The sequence below is a fragment of the Streptomyces sp. 3MP-14 genome (assembly GCF_006334905.2).
Lineage (GTDB): Bacteria > Actinomycetota > Actinomycetes > Streptomycetales > Streptomycetaceae > Streptomyces > Streptomyces triticirhizae.
The window spans coordinates 1-18,268 of sequence record NZ_VDLZ02000019.1 but is presented as its reverse complement, the minus strand read 5'-3'; the positions used below and the strand labels follow the sequence as shown (position 1 = coordinate 18,268).

Here is an 18,268-nt window from a genome sequence, read left to right as displayed (position 1 = left end):
CGTCACTTCTTGCGGCGACGGCCGCCCTTCTGCGCCTTGCGCCGCTCGGCGCGGGTCTGGCCCTGGCCGGAGCTGGTCGCGGCCGGCGCGCTCTCCTCGCCGGCGGCGAAGTCGCCCTCGACGACGCCGCCGGCGCCGTCCACCGTCGGCGCGGAGTAGCGCAGGCCCTGCGCCGGCTTGGGCGCCTCCAGGCCCTTGGCCAGGATCGCCGGGCGCGCCCCGGCCGGCACGGCCTCCTGCGCGCCCTCGGCCGCCGCCTCCTCCTTGGTCCCGCCCTGCACCGGCACCTGCTCGACCTGCCGCTCCACCTGGACCTCCAGGTTGAACAGGTAGCCGACGGACTCCTCCTTGATGCCCTCCAGCATGGCGGTGAACATGTCGAAGCCCTCCCGCTGGAACTCCACCACCGGGTCGCGCTGCGCCATGGCGCGCAGCCCGATGCCCTCCTGGAGGTAGTCCATCTCGTAGAGGTGCTCACGCCACTTGCGGTCCAGCACGGAGAGCACGACCCGGCGCTCCAGCTCCCGCATCACCTCGGAGCCCAGCTCCTCCTCGCGCCTGGCGTACTGCCGGTGGATGTCCTCCTTGACGGACTCCGCGAGGAACTCGGGCGTCAGCCCGTCCCGGCCGCCGGTCTCCTCCTCCAGCTCCTCCACCGTGACCTGCACCGGGTAGAGCTGCTTGAACGCGCCCCACAGCCGGTCCATGTCCCACTCCTCGGCGAAGCCCTCGACGGTCTCCGCCTGGACATACGCCTCGATGGTGTCGTCCATGAAGTAGCCGACCTGCTCCTGGAGGTCCTCCCCGGAGAGCACCCGGCGCCGCTCGGCGTAGATGACCTCACGCTGGCGGTTGAGCACCTCGTCGTACTTGAGGACGTTCTTGCGGATCTCGAAGTTCTGCTGCTCGACCTGCCCCTGGGCGGAGGCGATCGCGCGGGTCACCATCTTGTTCTCGATCGGCACGTCGTCCGGCACGTTGGCCATCGACATCACGCGCTCGACCATCTGCGCCTTGAACAGCCGCATCAGGTCGTCGCCCAGCGACAGGTAGAAGCGGGACTCGCCCGGGTCGCCCTGCCGGCCGGAGCGGCCGCGCAGCTGGTTGTCGATCCGGCGGGACTCGTGCCGCTCGGTGCCCAGCACATACAGCCCGCCGAACGACTTGACCTCCTCGAACTCGGCCTCCACCGAGCGCTCGGCCCGCTCCAGCGCGCCCGGCAGCGCCGCCGCCCACTCCTCGGAGTGCTCCACCGGGTCCAGGCCCTTGGCGCGCAGCTCCTGCTCGGCGATGTCGTCCGGGTTCCCGCCGAGCTTGATGTCGGTGCCACGGCCGGCCATGTTGGTGGCCACGGTGACCGCGCCCTTGCGGCCGGCCTTGGCGACGATCGCCGCCTCCCGCTCGTGGTTCTTCGCGTTGAGCACCTCGTGCCGCACGCCGCGCTTGTTGAGCTGCTGCGAGAGGTACTCGGACTTCTCCACGGAGGTGGTGCCGACCAGCACCGGCTGGCCCTTCGCGTGGCACTCGACGATGTCGTCGACCACGGCGGCGAACTTCGCCGGCTCGGTGCGGTAGATCAGGTCGGCCTGGTCCTTGCGGGCCATCGGCCGGTGGGTCGGGATCGGGACGACGCCGAGCTTGTAGATCTGGTGGAACTCGGCGGCCTCGGTCATCGCCGTGCCGGTCATGCCGGAGAGCCGGTCGTAGAGCCGGAAGTAGTTCTGGAGGGTGATCTTGGCGAGCGTCTGGTTCTCGTCCTTGATCTTCACCCCCTCCTTGGCCTCGATGGCCTGGTGCATCCCCTCGTTGTAGCGCCGGCCGGCGAGGATGCGGCCGGTGTGCTCGTCGACGATCACGACCTCGCCGTCGATGACGACGTAGTCCTTGTCCTTCTTGAACAGTTCCTTCGCCTTGATGGCGTTGTTCAGATAGCCGACGAGCGGGGTGTTGACCGACTCGTAGAGGTTGTCGATGCCCAGCCAGTCCTCGACCTTGCTGACCCCGGCGTCGTGGATGGCGACGGTGCGCTTCTTCTCGTCCACGTCGTAGTCGCCGGACTCGGCCACCTGGCGCGAGGGCACGGCCGCCTCGCCCTTCTCCAGGCGCAGCGCCAGCTTGGCGAAGTCCGCGTACCACTTGGTGGCCTGGTCGGCCGGGCCGGAGATGATCAACGGGGTCCTGGCCTCGTCGATCAGGATGGAGTCCACCTCGTCGACGGTGGCGAAGTTGTGCCCGCGCTGCACCAACTCCTCCTTGGACCACGCCATGTTGTCCCGGAGGTAGTCGAAGCCGAACTCGTTGTTCGTTCCGTAGGTGATGTCGCAGGCGTACTGCTCGCGCCGCTGCGCCGGGCGCATCCCGGAGGTGATGCAGCCGACCGACAGGCCCAGGAAGCGGTGCACCCGGCCCATCCACTCGGAGTCACGCTGGGCCAGGTAGTCGTTGACGGTGATGATGTGCACGCCCTTGCCGGAGAGCGCGTTGAGATACGCCGGCAGCGTGCCCGCCAGGGTCTTGCCCTCACCGGTCTTCATCTCGGCCACATAGCCGAGGTGCATCGCGGCGCCGCCCATCAGCTGCACGTCGTAGTGGCGCTGCCCCAGGACCCGCTTGGCCGCCTCGCGCACGGTGGCGAACGCCTCGGGCAGCAGGTCGTCCAGGCTCTCGCCGCCCGCGTACCGCTCCTTGTACTCGTCGGTGAGCGCCCGCAGCTCGGCGTCCGTCAGATTGACGAAGTCCTCTTCGATCGAGTTGACCTCTTTGGCGAGGCGTTGCAGCCTGCGCAGGATCTTGCCTTCGCCTGCACGCATGATCTTGTTGAAGACGGACACGAGGGCTGGTCTCCTTGACGGTCGGGCCTGGCGCGAGTGGAAGGCGCGGGCACAGCGAGATGGCCCCGCCGCACCGGCCATGGTATGCGAGCGCCCACACGGGTGTCAGTGGTCGGCCCTACGATCCCCGCATGACTGCCGCTGTTGTGACACTCTCCCCAGACGAGGCCCGACGGATCGCTCTGCGGGCCCAGGGTCTGCTGGGCTCGCCCGACCGCCGAGCGGGGGTTCGCGGGGTGCTGCGTCGGCTGGGCGCGGTGCAGCTGGACACCATCTCCGTGCTGGCCCGCTCCCACGAGCTGCTGCCCTACGCCCGGCTGGGCGCGGTGGGCCGCCCCGCCGTGGAGGAGGCGTACTGGTCGGGGGACACCGCCTTCGAGTACTGGTCGCACGCCGCCTGTGTGCTGCCGATCGAGGAGTGGCCGCTGTTCGCGTTCCGCCGCCGCGCCTACCGCGCCCGCACCACCTGGCACCACGAGCTGCCGGACGCGGCCTACCGCCAGGTGCTGGACCAGCTGCGCGCCGAAGGCCCGCTGACCGCGACGGAGTTGGGCGGCGCGAAGAACGGCGGGCTGTGGTGGGACTGGTCGGAGAGCAAGGTGGCCGTGGAGCGGGCGCTGATGCTGGGCGACGTGGTGGTGACCAGGAGGCGCGGCTGGAAGCGCGTCTATGACCTGCCCGAGCGGGCGGTGCCCGAGGAGCTTTACCACGATCGGCTGACGGACGAGGAGTGCCTGCGACGCCTGGTCGCCCAGGCGGGGGCCGCGATGGGCGTGGCCACCCAGGCCGATCTCGCCGACTACCACCGGCTGCGGGGGGCCGAGGTGGCGGCGGTGATCGAGGACACCGGGCTGGTGCCGGTCGAGGTCGCCGGCTGGCCGGCGGCCGGGGGCCAGGGCGGGCGGCACCGGGCCTGGGCCGACCCGGCGGCGCTCGCGGCGCCGCCGCGTGGCCGGCACCGCACCACGCTGCTCTCGCCGTTCGACTCCCTGGTGTGGGACCGGCCGCGCACGGAACGGATCTTCGGCTTCGTGCACCGGCTGGAGGCGTATGTGCCCCGGCCCAAGCGGATATACGGGTACTTCGCGATGCCGCTGCTGGCCGGCGGCCAGCTGCTGGGCCGCGTGGACCCGGCGCGGGAGGGGCGCACGCTGGTCGCCCGGCACGCGGCGTTCGAGGGGCCACTGCCCCGGGCGGAGAAGGCGGTGCCGGCGATGGCCCAGGCGCTGGTGGAGGCCGCCGGCTGGGTCGGCTGCGACCAGGTGCGGGTGGAGCGCTGCACCCCGGCGGAGCTGGCGGGCCCGCTGGCCGCCGAGGTCGCGAGGGTCACCCCGGCCGGCGACTGAGCCGGGGCCGGCTGCGGCGGTACCGGTTCCGGCCGCCGCCGCACGCCGGTCTCAGCGCGCCTCAACCGGTGTCGGCCGGTCTCGGCCGGTCTCAGCCGGTCTCAGCCGGTCTCCAGGTCGAGGATCTTCTCCCGCATCGCGTAGACCACCGCCTCCATGCGGGAGTGGAGCTGGAGCTTCTCCAGGATGTTCCGTACATGGTTCTTGACAGTGTTCTCGCTGATGAACAGCTCCTTGGCGATGTCCCGGTTGTTCTTCCCGGTGGCCACCAGCTTGAGGACCTCCAGCTCCCGGTCGGTCAGCCGGGGCGCCGGCACCAGGCGGCGCTCGTCGGTGCGCTGGATCATCGACTTGAACTCGGTGAGCAGCTTGGCCGCCATCGATGGGCTGATCTGGGACTGCCCGTCGGCCACCGCGCGGATCGCGGCGGTCACCTCGTCGGTGGAGATCTCCTTGAGCAGATAGCCGGTCGCGCCCGCCTTGATGGCGTCGTAGAGGTCGGCCTCCTCGTCGCTGATCGTCAGCATGATGATCCGCGCGCTGGGGGCCACCTCCTTGATCGCGGTGCACGCCTCGATCCCGCCCCGCCGGGGCATCCGCACGTCCATCAGCACGATGTCCGGCAGCAGGTCGGCCGCCTTCTCCACCGCCTCGGCGCCGTCCCCCGCCTCGCCGACGACCTCGATGTCGGACTCCTGGGCGAGCACGATCTCCAGACCCCGCCGGAACAGCTCGTGGTCGTCCACCACCAGCACCCGGATCGGCTCGCTCTCCTCCGCCGGCTCGCGCTCGGCCGTGAAGGCCGGCCGCCCCCTGGGCATCCTGGGCCCGAACGTCTCCACCATCGAATCCCTCCCCCTGGCGGGTACGCCGCCACACTCGGCTACCCCATGATTCCATGGCGGCACCCCCGGCCGGGTCCACGATCCGGCCAAGGGGTGCGCGCTACCAGGCACGAAGCGGCGTCAGCCGCCGAGCGCGCCCCCCGCGCCCTCCGGCGCGACCTCGCTCAGCGGATCGGTCTCCAGCCGGATCACGCCGTAGTCGTAGGCGTGCCGTCGGTAGACCACGCTGGGCTGCTTGGTCTCGATGTCGACGAAGAGATAGAAGTCGTGGCCGACCAACTCCATCTCGTAGAGCGCCTGGTCGAGGCCCATCGGGGCGGCGGTGTGGGTCTTCTCCCTGACCACCAGCGGCCCGTCACCCTCCACCACCACGGGCCCGACGCGCCGCACGGGCACCTCGTCCGGCTCGGCGGTCGGCGTCGGCAGCAGCCCGTTGCCGTTGAGCGGCGCCGCGTCCGGCACCACCTCGGCGACGGCGCTCGCCGGGATGCGGCCGCGCCCCCTGCGGGAGGTCCGCTTGTCGTTCTCCCGGCGCAGCCGGGACTCCAGCTTCTCCACGGCGAGATCGAGCGCCGCGTACGGGTCGGCGGCCGACGCCTCGGCGCGCACCACGGGCCCCCGGTGGCGCATCGTGATCTCGACCCGGTCGGAACGGTCCGCCTGACGTGGGTTCGGCTCCTTGGACACCTCCACGTCGAGACGGGTCACCTTGCCGTCGATTCTCTGGATCTTGTCCAGCTTCAGCTTCTCGGCCACGTGCCGGCGGAAGCGCTCCGGCACCTCGGTCTTGCGACCCTTGACGACGATGTCCACGCGAACTCCGTTCCCGGACGGCCCCACGCTCTGAGTGGGGCACCTCCTTGGTGCACTTGCGCCGGACGGGCCGGTGTCCACGGCCCCTTCCGGCGTTACGACGGGGTTACGACTTTCACCTCCTCTTCCCCGGGGAGGAAGATCAACACCCCCTCCTCTTCCGGGACTCTCAGGGGATGTGGTCGGAAGTCGATCCTTCGCGAACATATGCGCATCTACTGTTATGGCGAGCTGATCGCGTCATCCGAACCGGAATGCGCATCATCCGCTCTCCTTCGAACGTACCGCTGTCAACGCCGGTGTGGCACCCCTACCCGCGCGTACGCCCGACCCACGCGGCCAGCGGCCCGGCGACCACGGCCGCCGCCACCGGTTCCGCCCCGGAGGCGCGCACCGCGCGCGCCGCCTCGGCGAGCGAGGCGCCCGTGGTCACCACGTCGTCGACGAGCAGCACCCGCGCGCCGGCGGGCAGCGCCCGGGGGCGCACGGCCAGCGCGTTCGCCACGTTCTCCGCTCTTTCGCGCCCCGAGAGCCCGGCCTGGTCCACCACCGGACGCACCTGCCGCAGCGCCGGCACCACCCGGGCCGCCAGGCCGGCGCCGCGCAGCGCGCCCGCCGCCCGCAGCGCGATCCGCCGCGTCGGGTCGTGTCCGCGCCGGGCGACGGCCGACCGGGCCGAGGGCACCGGCACCAACGCCCACTCCGCGTCCGGCCGCCCGGCCAGCGCGGCCAGGGCCGCGCGCCCCAGCGCCCCGCCGAGCGGGCGGGCCAGGGGCAGCATCCCGCGCTCCTTGTGCGCGAGCAGCATCCCGCGCACCGCGTCGGCGTACGGCGCCGACGCCCAGACCCCGGGCAGGCCCGCCGGCGTCGGCACCGGATACACCCGGCGCACCCGACCGGCGCGCAGCTCGTCCGCGCAACGCTCACACACACCCGTGCGCCCCCGGCCGCAGCCGGCGCACTCGGTGGGCAGCACCAGGGAACAGATCTCCCGCCACCATCCGCGCATGGCCCCACCGTGGCCCATCACCCGGGCGGCACACCGCAGTTCCGGCGGCGTTCCCCCGAACGGGCCCCGGCGTCAACCCGAGTCGTCAACCCGAGTCGTCAACCCGGATCGTCCCCCCGAGCCGGCCGTCGAACGGGCCCCGCCGCCGCGCCGCTAGGCGCAGGCTCAGCCCGGGTAGAGCGGCGTCGATCCCACCTCGGCGACCAGCTTCCACTGGCCGTCCTCGCCGAGCCGCGCGATGCGGTTCCCCGTCTCGGCCAGCATCGGCCGGCCCTCCTCCTCGGTCACCGCGACCGCCCGGACGTCGTTGAGCCCCGGCACGCTGGGCGCGCCGCCGGTGGAGCCGTCCGTCTCCACGTAGCTGATCTGCTCCACCCCGTCCACCGGCCGGCCGACCACCACCAGGCCGCTGTCGCCCGCCCAGGACACCGCCACCGTGTCCGCCAACTGCGGCGTCACCGGCCGGGGTTCGGTGACCGAGACGTCGGTGCCCTCCTCGGTCTCGGTCCGCTCCACGCGGCCCAGCAGCAGCGAGGTGCGCTCCTCGTCCCCCACCAGCATCGCGATCCGCACCCCGTCGGGCGCCACCCGCAGCGCCTGAATCCGCTGCCCCTCGCGCAGGCCCTCGACCGGCACCTCCCTCGGCGTGCCCCCGCCGTCGCTCAGCCGCAGCAGCCGGGGCTCCTCGGCGTCCCGGTCGGCCAGCCACAGGTCGCCCAGGCCGTCCCAACTGGGCGCGGAGAGGCCGCCGTTCTCGTCGGTCGGGTCGGCCAGCGCCATCGCCTCCGGCTCGGCGTCGCGGTCCGACAGCGGCGCGACATAGAGCGTCGAGCCGTCCATGCTGACCCCGGCGGCCTGGTCGCCGTCGCGGCTGACCGCCGCGCTGCGCAGCCCCGCTTCGCGCTGCCCGAGCGGGCCGCTGACCGGGAACGGCTTCTCGTCGTGGTCGTCGGAGAGCGAGACCAGCCGGTGCTCCTCGTCCAGGTAGTAGCCCTGCTCGGCGTCGCCGTCCAGCAGCCCGGGCGCCAGGCCGCGCGCCTCGGTCGCCGTCTCGTCGCACAGCCGGTCGCCCGACGCGGTCCGCAGCCTGACCTCGGTGACCTCGACCGACGCCACGTCCTGCGCGGTGTGCAACAGCTGCGCCGCCATCCGCTCGCACCGGGACTCCGGCCAGCCGCCGGGCACCCCCGCGAGCCGCACGCTGAGCCGGCCCTCCCCGTCGATGTTGACGCCGTCGCCGGTCAGTTGGACGTCGCCGGGGAACGCCGAGGTCACCACGGGGCTCAGCCACTCGCTCGGCCCGGCCAACAGGGTGCGCACGCTCTCCGAGACGGGCTCCACCCGCCGCCGCACATAGATCGGGTCCGGCACCAGCACCCCGTCGCCGCCGTCGACGCGGTCCGACTCGGGCCGCAGGTCCGCGTAGTAGTAGGTGTTGACCGCGTGGTAGATCCGCCGGAAGTCGGCCTCGCCCATCACCAGCCCGTCCGGCAGCATGTCGATCCGCCACTGCCCCTCGATCCTCCGCAGCTGGAGCACCGTGCGGAACTCGCCCTCCCGGGGGCTGTAGACATGGGCGTCGTCGACGTTGGCCAGCCGGGTGCCGGAGATCTCGACCTGGCCGGTGCCCTCCTCGGTTCCGGCGTCCGTCTCGGCGTCCAGCAGCCGGTTGCTGACGCCCGTCGTGAGCACCGTGGTGCTGTGGAACGGGTCCCACAACTCCCGCCGCTCGGGCGTCAGATACTCCTTGGCCGTCTCGTACTCGGCGTCGTCGCTGGTCACGGCCTCAAGGAAGCCCTGGACGATCTCCTCGGGCGCCGCGTCCTCCTGCGGGCTGACCCCGTCGACCCGCACCTGGGAGTCGCCCTCGGCCCGCTGCGAGGAGTCCACCCGCTGCACCGAGCCGCCGCTCGGCATCGACGCGCAGCCGGACAGCAGCAGCGCCAGCGCCACCACCGCGACCGGCAGGCGCCGGCGCGCCTCACCGCTCATGGCCGCCCTCCCCGCCGGTGACCGCGCCACTCGCCGCCGAAGCCCCGTCCGCTGCCCCCGCCGCCGGCCCCTCGCCGTCGCCCGGCGCCGCCGACACCGCGCGCGCCGCCGCCACCGCGCCGGCCCGCAGCGCCCGACGCGCCTGCGAGTCGTCCGGCTCCAGCGGCAGCGGCGAACGGCGCGGCCGCCCGCCCACCGTGCACGGCAGCGTCAGCCGGAACTGCGCCCCGCCGCCCGGCTCGCCCCACGCCTCCAGCAGCCCGCCGTGCAGCCGCGCGTCCTCCATCGCGATGGACAGCCCTAGGCCGGTACCGCCCGTGGTCCGCGCCCGCGCCGGGTCGGCCCGCCAGAACCGGTTGAAGACGCGCTCCGCCTCGCCGGGCCGCAGCCCGATGCCGTAGTCCCGCACCGCGATCGCCACCGCCTGCCCGTCCCTGCCGGCCGCCAGCCGCACCACCACGTCCCGGCCCTCGCCGTGCTCGATCGCGTTGACCACCAGGTTCCGCAGCACCCGCTCGATGCGGCGCGGATCGACCTCCGCCACCACCGGCGTGCCGTCGCCGCGCACCACCAGCCGGCCGCCCTTCCGCTCGGCCAGCGGCTCGGCGCCCTCGACCACCCGGTGCACCACGTCCCGCAGGTCCGTCGGCTCCGCCTCCAGATGCGCCGCGCCCGCGTCGAACCTGCTGATCTCCAACAGGTCGGCCAGCAGCGACTCGAACCGGTCCAGCTGGCTGAGCAGCAGCTCCGCCGACCGCGCCGTCGCCGGCTCGAAGTCGCCACGCGCCTCGTGGATCAGGTCGGCCGCCATCCGCACCGTCGTCAACGGCGTCCGCAGCTCGTGCGACACGTCCGAGACGAAGCGGCGCTGCATCCGCGACAGTTCCTCCAGCTGCTGGATCTGCGTCTGGAGGTTGCGCGCCATCTTGTTGAACGACTCCCCGAGCCGCGCGATGTCGTCCTCGCCGCTGACCTTCATCCGCTCCTGGAGCCGCCCCGCCGCCAGCCGTTCCGCGATCCTGGCCGCCATCCGCACCGGGGTCACCACCTGCCGCACCACCAGCCAGGCGATCGCGCCCAGCAGCGCCACCAGGAACAGCCCGGCCGTGGCCAGCGTCCCGGTGACCAGGCTCAGCGACTTCTCCTCCTGCGTGAACGGGAAGAGGTAGTACAGCTGGTACTGGTTGCCCTCGTTGTCCGGCAGCCGCTTGCCGATGATCAGCGCGGCCTCGGTCTCGCCGTTCTCCCGCACCACCGTGCCGTACTGCCGGTGGGTCGCCGAGTGCCGGTCGACGGCCTCCCGCATCTCGGGCGAGACGCTCTCCGCCGCCTCGATGTCGCCCATGGAACGGGTGCCGCGCGGCGGCGCCGGGCTCGCGTCCGAGCCGAACAGCGGCGACAGGTCCGAGCTGAGCGCCACCACGTAGTAGACGCCCTGCCCGCCGCTGGCCAGCTGCTCCACGATGTTGTTGAGCCAGGTACTGGTGTCGACGGCCTGCCCGGTGCCGGTGTCGCCCCGCTCGTCGGCGTCCACGGCCAGGTCCTCGGCGACCGCGAAGCCGCCGTCGGCCTGGCTCTGCGCCGTCTGCCGCTTCGCCTCCAGCAGCCCGTTGCGGACCTGGCCGACCACGACCACGCCCAGCACCAGCACCACCGCGAGCGACAGCAGCAGCGTGGAGGCGACCACCCGCAGCTGGATGTTGCGCCGCCACAGCCGCATCACCGACAGCAGCGGGCCGCGCGCCACCCGGCCGAAAATCCGGATGGCTGGCTGCGCCCGACCGCTGTTCGCCCCCTCGGACAGCAGCCGGGAGCCGTGCCACCACACCCGGTCCGACACCGTCAGCTCAGCTCGATCCGGCCTTGTAGCCCACGCCGCGCACCGTCACCACGATCTCGGGACGCTCCGGGTCCCGCTCGACCTTCGAACGCAGCCGCTGCACATGGACGTTGACCAGCCGGGTGTCCGCCGCGTGCCGGTACCCCCACACCTGCTCCAGCAGCACCTCACGGGTGAACACCTGCCACGGCTTGCGGGCCAGCGCCACCAGCAGGTCGAACTCCAGCGGCGTCAGCGAGATCGTCTGGCTGCCGCGCTTCACCGAGTGCCCCGCGACGTCGATCACCAGGTCGCCGATGGCCAGCTGCTCGGGCGCCGGCTCCTCGGAACGCCGCAGCCGCGCCCGGATGCGGGCGATCAGCTCCTTCGGCTTGAAGGGCTTGACGATGTAGTCGTCGGCGCCCGACTCAAGACCCACCACCACGTCGACGGTGTCGCTCTTCGCCGTCAACATGACGATCGGCACCCCGGACTCGCCCCGGATCAGCCGGCACACCTCGATGCCGTCCCGACCGGGAAGCATCAGGTCCAACAGCACGAGATCCGGCTTGATCTCCCGGAAGGCCGCCAGCGCCTTGTCGCCATCCGCCACGAACGACGGCTCAAACCCCTCCCCACGCAGCACGATGCCCAGCATCTCCGCCAGCGCGGTGTCGTCATCGACGACGAGTACGCGTCCCTTCATGCGTCCATCATCCCATTGCCCGATGGCGACTCATATGAACGTGATCTGGAACACACTTCCGCCAGCCGGCCGTGATCCACCGGCGTCACCACACCACGGTCCGTGACGATCGCCGTGATCAGCTCCGGAGGCGTCACATCGAACGCCGGGTTGTACGCCTGCGCCCCCACCGGCGCCACCGGCATCCCGGGCGCCAGCTCCGTCACCTCGTGCCCGGACCGCTGCTCGATCTGGATCGCCGCCCCGTCCGGCGTCGACAGGTCCACCGTGCTCACCGGCGCCACCACCACGAACGGCACCCCGTGATGGCCCGCCAACACCGCGAGACCGTAGGTCCCGACCTTGTTCGCCACCGAGCCGTCGGCCGCGATCCGGTCCGCGCCCACCAGCACCGCGTCCACCTCGCCCGCCGCGAACAGCGACCCGGCAGCGCCGTCCACCTGCACCGTGTACGGCATCCCCTCCCGCGCCGCCTCCCACGCGGTCAGCCGCGCGCCCTGCAACAGCGGCCGCGTCTCGTCCACCCACAGCCGCCGCAGCTCACCCGCGAGATGCGCCGCCCGCGCCACCGCGAACGCCGTTCCGCCCCCCACCGACACCAACGCGCCCGTGTTGCAGTGCGTCAACAGCCGATAGCGGCCGCCCGGCAGCAGCTCGCCCAGCAACTCCCGCCCCAGCCTCGCCATCCGCTCGCTGTCCTCGACGTCCTCCTCGTGCAGCGCCCGCGCCTCCGCCAGCGCCGCGGCCGCCGCCACCTCGCCCACGCCGCCCGCCGCCTCGAACGCCGCGACCGCGCGCCGCACCCCGTACCCGAGGTTCACCGCCGTCGGCCGCGCCTCCGCCAGCAGCCGCGCCGCCTCCCGCACGTCGAAGCCGCGCGCCGCCGCCAACGCGACGCCATACGCCCCCGCGACGCCCAGCACCGGCGCTCCCCGCACCGCCAGCGACTGAATGGCCGCCACCAGCCCGGGAACATCCGTGACCGTCAACTCCACCTCCTCCGCGGGCAGTCGGGTCTGGTCCAACAGCAACAACACCGGGCCCTCGGGCGGCTCCGCCCAGCGGAGGGTGGGGACTCTGAGATCAGCCATTGACCCAGTCTGCCGCCCGACCCCCGCCGAGAGAAGGCGCGACCGCGCCACGAACTCCGCCGGCCGCACCGCGCCACCGCCATGGCACGATGGGCGCCAGGACCACGGCGGGACCGGCACCCGGCCGCAGGGGTAACCCCAGAAAACCGTTCGACACGTTCGACACCCTCGACACGTTCGACGCACGACTTCGACGCACGACACGTTCGACAGACGTCCGACAAGGGAGCAACCGTGAGCGACAAGCCGGGCTGGACCTCGCCCGGACCCGAGTCCCCCGGCCCGGACAGCGGGCCCCCGCCCCAGCCCGGCGGCCAGCCCTCCGGCCCGCCCGGTGGGCCGCCCCAGGGCTGGGGCGGCCCACCACCCGGCTGGACCGGGCCGCCACCCGGCCAGGGCGGCCCCCCGCCCGGCTGGGGCGGACGGGGACCCATGCCCCTGGCACCCAAGCCGGGCGTCGTTCCGCTGCGCCCCCTCACCCTCGGCGAACTCTTCGACGGCGCCGTCTCCACCGCCCGCGCCCACTGGCGCACCGTGCTGGTCATCAGCCTCGGCATCGCCATCGTCACCCAGGTCGTCGCCACCGTCGCGATGCGCCTGTGGCTCAGCGACAGCGAGGGCCTCGCCGCCCTGGAGGACAACCCGAACCCCACCGACGAGGAGCTGCGCCAAGCCCTCGGCGACATCCTCGCGTTCAGCTCCGTCACCGGCGTCGTCACCCTGCTCGGCAGCGTCTTGGCCACCGCCATGCTGACCATCGTCGTCAGCCGCGCCGTCCTCGGCCGCGACGTCACCCTCGCCGAGGCGTGGGCCGACTCCCGCAGCCGGCTGCTGCGCCTGCTCGGCGTCGTGCTGCTCGTTCCGCTCCTCGCCGTCCTCGCCGTCGCCGTCCCCGGCCTGGTCCTCGCCCTCAGCGGCATCCCGGCCCTCGCCGTGCTCGGCCTCGTCGGCGGCTTCGTCCTCGCCGTCTGGCTCTACGTCAGGCTCTCCCTCGCCGCGCCCGCGCTGATGCTCGAACGCCAGGGCGTCATCGCCTCCCTGCGCCGCTCGGCCAAGCTCGTCGAGGGCACCTGGTGGCGGATCTTCGGCATCCAACTCCTCATGCTGCTGCTGGTCGTCGTCGTCAGCGGCATCATCGAGTTCCCCACCGCCGCCATCGCCGGCTTCATCGACGGCAACGGCACCGACTCCCTCACCGGCGGCATGAGCGATCTGACCTGGACCTATCTGATCCTCTCCGGCATCGGCGCGATCATCGCCGCCACCATCACCCTCCCCATCAGCGCCGGCGTCACCGCCCTGCTCTACATCGACCAGCGCATCCGCCGCGAGGCCCTCGACCTCGAACTCGCCCGCGCCGCCGGCCTCACCCGGAACGAGGGCTCCCCCGACCAGCCCGACCCGGAGCGTTGACCCCATGCGTTCGGCGGACGAGGTGGGCCCCCCGCTCACCGTGCCCAGAGACCCGGCTCGGGAGGCCGCCGAACGCGAACTCTCCCAACACCTCTACACCCGCCACGAGCCGGGCCCGGTCCGCCGGGCCTGGAACTGGCTCTGGGAACGCCTCTTCGGCGCCCTTGAGTCGGCCGCCTTCCACACCCCGGGCGGCTGGCTCGGCCTCCTCGTCATCCTGCTGATCCTCGCCGCCGTGCTGATCGCCATCCGCCTCCGCCTCGGCGCCCTGCGCACCGCCGCCGGGCCCCGCACCGCCGGCGCCCTGTTCACCGAACGCCCCCGCAGCGCCGCCGAACACCGCGCCGCCGCCGAGGAACACGCCGCCGCCGGCCGCTGGGCGCCCGCCGTCCGCGAACGGATGCGCGCCATCGTCCGCGCCCTGGAGGAACGCGCCCTCCTCGACCCGCGCCCCGGCCGCACCGCCACCGAGGCCGCCGCCGAGGCCGCCCGCGCCCTCCCCGACCTCGCCGCCCAACTCCACGCCGCCGCCGCCCTCTTCGACGCCGTCGCCTACGGCGAGCAACCCGCCACCGCCGCCGACCACGCCCAACTCGCCGCCCTCGACGACGCCCAACGCCGCGCCACGCCCGACCTCGCCGCCACCTGGACCGCACCATGACGGCGACCGACACGGCGACCACGACGGCCGGGGAGACGGCCGGGACCGCCGTCTCCCCCGACGCCCGCCACCTCCTGCGCCGCGCCCGGCCCCTCGCCATCGGCGCCGTCGCCCTGGTCCTCGCCGGCCTCCTCCTCGCCGTCCTCAACTCCGGCGACAGCGGCACCCTCGACCCCCGCGCATCCGTCCCCGGCGGCACCCGCGCCGTCGCCGAGCTCCTCGCCGACCACGGCGTCACCACCACCCTCGCCGAGACGGCCGCCGAGGCCGCCTCGGCCACCGGCCCCGACACCACCCTCCTCGTCGCCCGGCCCGAGGCGCTCACCCCGACGGCCCGCGCCACCCTCCGCGACGCCGCCCAACGCGCCGCCGCCCGCACCGTGTTGCTCGCCCCCGGCCCCGAGGCCACCGCCGCGTTCGCCCCCCACGCCACCGTCGCCCCGCCCGTCGAGGCCGAGGAACGGGAACCCGGCTGCGACTGGCCCACCGCCCAACGCGCCGGCTCCGCCCGACTCGGCGGCTACCGCTATGCCCTCCCCGAGGGCAGCACCGACGCCGCCGCCTGCTACCCGGCCGAGGGCACCGCCACCCTGGTCACCGTCCCCGCCGACTCCCCCGACGCCCCCGACTCCCCCGACGCCCCCGAAGCCGCCGGCGAGACCGTGCTGCTCGGCTCCCCCGACCTCCTCACCAACGACCACCTCGACGAGGCCGGCAACGCCTCCCTCGCCCTCCAACTCCTCGGCGCCCACCCCGACCTCGTCTGGTACCTCCCCACCGGCGCCGAGGCCCCCGCCGACACCGACCGGCGCACCGTCAGCGAACTGCTGCCCGACGGCTGGCGCTGGGCCGCCCTGCAACTCGCCGTCGCCGCCGCCCTCGCCGCCCTCTGGCGCGCCCGCCGCCTCGGCCCCGTCCTCACCGAGCCGCTGCCCGTCACCGTTCCCGCGGCCGAGACCACCGAGGGCCGCGCCCGCCTCTACCACCAGACCCACGCCACCGCCCAGGCCGCCGACGCGCTCCGCACCGCCACCCGCACCCGCCTCGCACCAGCCGTCGGCATCCCACCCGCCGACACCCACAGCCCCGAGGCCCTGCCCCCGGCCGTCGCCGCCCACGCCGGCACCGGCCCGACGGCCGTGCACGCCCTGCTCTTCGGCCCCGCCCCCGAGGACGACCGCGCCCTGGTGCGCCTCGCCGACGAACTCGACGCCCTCGAACGCCGCGTCACCGACCACCCCCCGACCACCGAACCCACGACAGGCGAGGAGCCAAGCACGTGACCGCCGCCCCATCAGCCGAAGCCCCGCACGCGGTCCTCGAAGCCCTGCGCGCCGAGATCGGCAAGGCCGTCGTCGGCCAGGACGCCGCCGTCACCGGACTGGTGGTCGCCCTGCTCTGCCGGGGCCACGTCCTCCTCGAAGGCGTCCCCGGCGTCGCCAAGACCCTCCTCGTCCGAACCCTGGCCACCGCACTCGAACTCGACACCAAACGCGTCCAGTTCACCCCCGACCTGATGCCGAGCGACGTCACCGGCTCCCTCGTCTACGACACCCGCAGCGCCGAGTTCTCCTTCCAGCCGGGGCCGGTCTTCACCAACCTGCTGCTCGCCGACGAGATCAACCGCACCCCGCCCAAGACCCAGGCCGCCCTGCTGGAGGCCATGGAGGAACGCCAGGTCACCGTCGACGGCGTGCCCCGCCCGCTGCCCGACCCGTTCATGGTCGCCGCCACCCAGAACCCCATCGAGTACGAGGGCACCTATCCCCTCCCCGAGGCACAACTCGACCGCTTCCTGCTGAAGTTGACCCTTCCGCTGCCCACCCGCGAGCAGGAGGTCGACGTCCTCACCCGGCACGCCTCCGGCTTCGACCCGCGCGACCTGGCCGCCGCCGGCGTCCGCCCCGTCGCCGGCCCCGCCGACCTGGAGAACGCCCGCGCCGCCGTCGCCAAGGTCGCCGTCTCCCCCGAGATCGCCGGCTATGTGGTCGACCTCTGCCGCGCCACCCGCGACTCGCCCTCCCTCGCCCTGGGCACCTCGCCCCGGGGCGCCACCGCCCTGCTGGCCGCCGCCCGCGCCTGGGCCTGGCTCTCCGGCCGCGACTTCGTCACCCCCGACGACGTCAAGGCGCTCGCCCTGCCCACCCTGCGCCACCGCGTCAGGCCACGCCCCGAGGCCGAGATGGAGGGCGTCACCCCGGACCGCGTCCTCACCGGCCTGCTCGCCCGCGTCCCGGTCCCCCGCTGATGGCACTCACCGGCCGCACCGCGCTCATCGCGGCCCTCGGCGCCCTGGTCGTCGGCCTGCTGCCGGGCTGGCACGGCGTGCTCGCCGTGCTGCTGCCGCTGCTCGCCGCCGTCGGCTACGACCTGGCCAGGGCCGCCCCGGTCCGCACCCTCCGCCTGGCCCGCGACGGCGACACCTCCGCCCGCCTGGGCGAGACCGCCGACGTGCGCCTCACCGTCACCAACCCGGCCGGCCGGCCGCTCCGCGCCGAGCTGCGCGACGCCTGGCCGCCCAGCGCCTGGCAACCGGGCGCCGCCTATGCCGCCGCGCGCCACCGCCTCACCGTCCCGGCCCGCGAACGCCGGCGGATCACCACGACCCTCCACCCGACCCGCAGGGGCGACCACCGCGCGGCCCGGGTGACGATCCGCTCGCACGGCCCGCTGGGCCTGGCCGCCCGCCAGGGCAGCCACGAGGTGCCGTGGACCGTGCGCGTGCTGCCCCCGTTCACCAGCCGACGCCATCTGCCGGCCAAGCTGGCGCGGCTGCGCGAACTCGACGGCCGCACCACGGTGTTGACCAGGGGCGAGGGCACCGAGTTCGACAGCCTCAGGGACTACGTCCCCGGCGACGACGTCCGCTCCATCGACTGGCGCGCCACCGCCCGCCAATCCGCGGTCGCCGTCCGCACCTGGCGCCCGGAACGCGACCGGCACCTGCTACTCGTGCTGGACACCGGCCGCACCTCGGCCGGCCGGGTCGGCGACATCCCCCGCCTCGACGCGGCCATGGACGCCGCGCTGCTGCTGACGGCCTTGGCCACCCGCGCCGGCGACCGCGTGGACCTGCTCGCCTTCGACCGCGAGCCCCGCGCCTCGGTCCGGGGCCGCACCGGCCGCGACGTCCTGCCGGCGACGGTCGCCGCGCTGGCGACCCTGGAGCCACGGCTGGTGGAGACCGACACCTCAGCGCTCGCCGCCACGGCCCTCGCCCGCGCGCCCCGACGCTCCCTGCTGGTCCTCTTCACCGGCCTGGACGCGGCCCCCGTCGAGGCCGGCCTGCTTCCGGTGCTCCCCCGGCTGACGGAACGCCACACCGTGCTGGTCGCCGCCGTCAGCGACCCCCGCATCGCCGAACTCGCCGCGCGCCGGGGTACCGTGACCGCCGTCTACGAGGCGGCCGCCGCCGCCCGCCACCAGGCGGAACGCCAACGCACCGCGCAACGCCTCCGCACCCTGGGCGTCACCGTCGTGGACGCCACCCCCGCCGCCCTGGCCCCGGCCCTCGCGGACGCCTACCTCGCCCTGAAGACCTCGGGCCGGCTCTGACTCCGAGAGACCCCCAGAAAACAGAAAAAGGTTGAAGGGGATTACCGAAACTTTCGTCTCGGTAATCCCCTTCAACCATCTTCAATAATTGTCCGGCGGTGTCCTACTCTCCCACACGGTCCCCCATGCAGTACCATCGGCGCTGGAAAGCTTAGCTTCCGGGTTCGGAATGTAACCGGGCGTTTCC

The 18,268-nt window shown here is 73.6% G+C and carries 14 protein-coding genes and 1 rRNA gene; 6 read left to right on the top strand and 9 right to left on the bottom strand.

Annotated elements, in window-relative coordinates; all coding sequences use genetic code 11:
• Window positions 1-2: 2 nt before the first annotated feature.
• Window positions 3-2,831, bottom strand: coding sequence for a preprotein translocase subunit SecA (gene secA / locus FH609_RS26690; protein ID WP_139673238.1), 2,829 nt, complete (start codon window positions 2,829-2,831; stop codon window positions 3-5).
• A gap of 131 nt (window positions 2,832-2,962) precedes the next feature.
• On the opposite strand from secA, the gene FH609_RS26685 reads away from it, so the two are divergent.
• Window positions 2,963-4,177, top strand: coding sequence for a winged helix-turn-helix domain-containing protein (locus FH609_RS26685; RefSeq protein WP_139673240.1), 1,215 nt, complete (start codon window positions 2,963-2,965; stop codon window positions 4,175-4,177).
• Between the two features lie 101 nt (window positions 4,178-4,278).
• Here the strand turns inward: FH609_RS26685 and FH609_RS26680 are convergent, their stop codons facing one another.
• From FH609_RS26680 to mtnA, 7 genes are all read right to left on the bottom strand, one after another.
• Window positions 4,279-4,998, bottom strand: a complete 720-nt coding sequence (locus tag FH609_RS26680; protein WP_226961990.1) for a response regulator — start codon at window positions 4,996-4,998, stop codon at window positions 4,279-4,281.
• Between the two features lie 144 nt (window positions 4,999-5,142).
• Window positions 5,143-5,835: a ribosome hibernation-promoting factor, HPF/YfiA family gene (hpf, locus tag FH609_RS26675; protein WP_226961971.1), complete on the bottom strand. Its 693-nt coding sequence runs from the start codon at window positions 5,833-5,835 to the stop codon at window positions 5,143-5,145.
• A 310-nt stretch (window positions 5,836-6,145) separates the two neighbouring features.
• A complete protein-coding gene (locus FH609_RS26670) occupies window positions 6,146-6,844 on the bottom strand; it encodes a ComF family protein (RefSeq protein ID WP_139673243.1) in 699 nt (232 codons plus the stop codon).
• A gap of 165 nt (window positions 6,845-7,009) precedes the next feature.
• A complete protein-coding gene (locus tag FH609_RS26665) occupies window positions 7,010-8,836 on the bottom strand; it encodes an LpqB family beta-propeller domain-containing protein (RefSeq protein ID WP_139673246.1) in 1,827 nt (608 codons plus the stop codon).
• Window positions 8,826-10,676 (bottom strand): MtrAB system histidine kinase MtrB, encoded by a 1,851-nt coding sequence (mtrB, locus tag FH609_RS26660; RefSeq protein ID WP_139673249.1) that lies wholly within the window; start codon window positions 10,674-10,676, stop codon window positions 8,826-8,828. The genes FH609_RS26665 and mtrB overlap by 11 nt, the downstream gene beginning before the upstream one ends.
• Before the next feature lie 7 nt (window positions 10,677-10,683).
• Window positions 10,684-11,361, bottom strand: coding sequence for a two-component system response regulator MtrA (gene mtrA / locus FH609_RS26655; protein ID WP_122399469.1), 678 nt, complete (start codon window positions 11,359-11,361; stop codon window positions 10,684-10,686).
• Complete coding sequence (gene mtnA, locus FH609_RS26650) at window positions 11,358-12,452, bottom strand: S-methyl-5-thioribose-1-phosphate isomerase (RefSeq protein ID WP_139673252.1); 1,095 nt, start codon at window positions 12,450-12,452, stop codon at window positions 11,358-11,360. The genes mtrA and mtnA overlap by 4 nt, the downstream gene beginning before the upstream one ends.
• A gap of 432 nt (window positions 12,453-12,884) precedes the next feature.
• On the opposite strand from mtnA, the gene FH609_RS26640 reads away from it, so the two are divergent.
• Genes FH609_RS26640 through FH609_RS26620 form a run of 5 tightly spaced genes read left to right on the top strand, consistent with a single transcriptional unit; the run spans window position 12,885 to window position 18,081 of the window.
• Complete coding sequence (locus FH609_RS26640) at window positions 12,885-13,865, top strand: hypothetical protein (RefSeq protein WP_139673258.1); 981 nt, start codon at window positions 12,885-12,887, stop codon at window positions 13,863-13,865.
• Window positions 13,866-13,869: 4 nt separating this feature from the next.
• Window positions 13,870-14,526 carry a DUF4129 domain-containing protein gene (locus FH609_RS26635; protein WP_139673261.1) on the top strand — a complete coding sequence of 219 codons (657 nt, stop codon included), beginning with the start codon at window positions 13,870-13,872 and terminating at the stop codon, window positions 14,524-14,526.
• Window positions 14,523-15,809 carry a DUF4350 domain-containing protein gene (locus FH609_RS26630; RefSeq protein WP_139673264.1) on the top strand — a complete coding sequence of 429 codons (1,287 nt, stop codon included), beginning with the start codon at window positions 14,523-14,525 and terminating at the stop codon, window positions 15,807-15,809. The genes FH609_RS26635 and FH609_RS26630 overlap by 4 nt, the downstream gene beginning before the upstream one ends.
• The gene (locus FH609_RS26625) at window positions 15,806-16,774 is read left to right on the top strand and encodes an AAA family ATPase (RefSeq protein ID WP_139673267.1); all 969 of its coding nucleotides are present in this window, start codon (window positions 15,806-15,808) and stop codon (window positions 16,772-16,774) included. The genes FH609_RS26630 and FH609_RS26625 overlap by 4 nt, the downstream gene beginning before the upstream one ends.
• The gene (locus FH609_RS26620; RefSeq protein ID WP_139673270.1) at window positions 16,774-18,081 is read left to right on the top strand and encodes a DUF58 domain-containing protein; all 1,308 of its coding nucleotides are present in this window, start codon (window positions 16,774-16,776) and stop codon (window positions 18,079-18,081) included. The genes FH609_RS26625 and FH609_RS26620 overlap by 1 nt, the downstream gene beginning before the upstream one ends.
• A 90-nt stretch (window positions 18,082-18,171) precedes the next feature.
• Here FH609_RS26620 and rrf read toward each other — a convergent pair.
• Window positions 18,172-18,268, bottom strand: a 5S ribosomal RNA gene (gene rrf / locus FH609_RS26615); the annotation flags it as partial.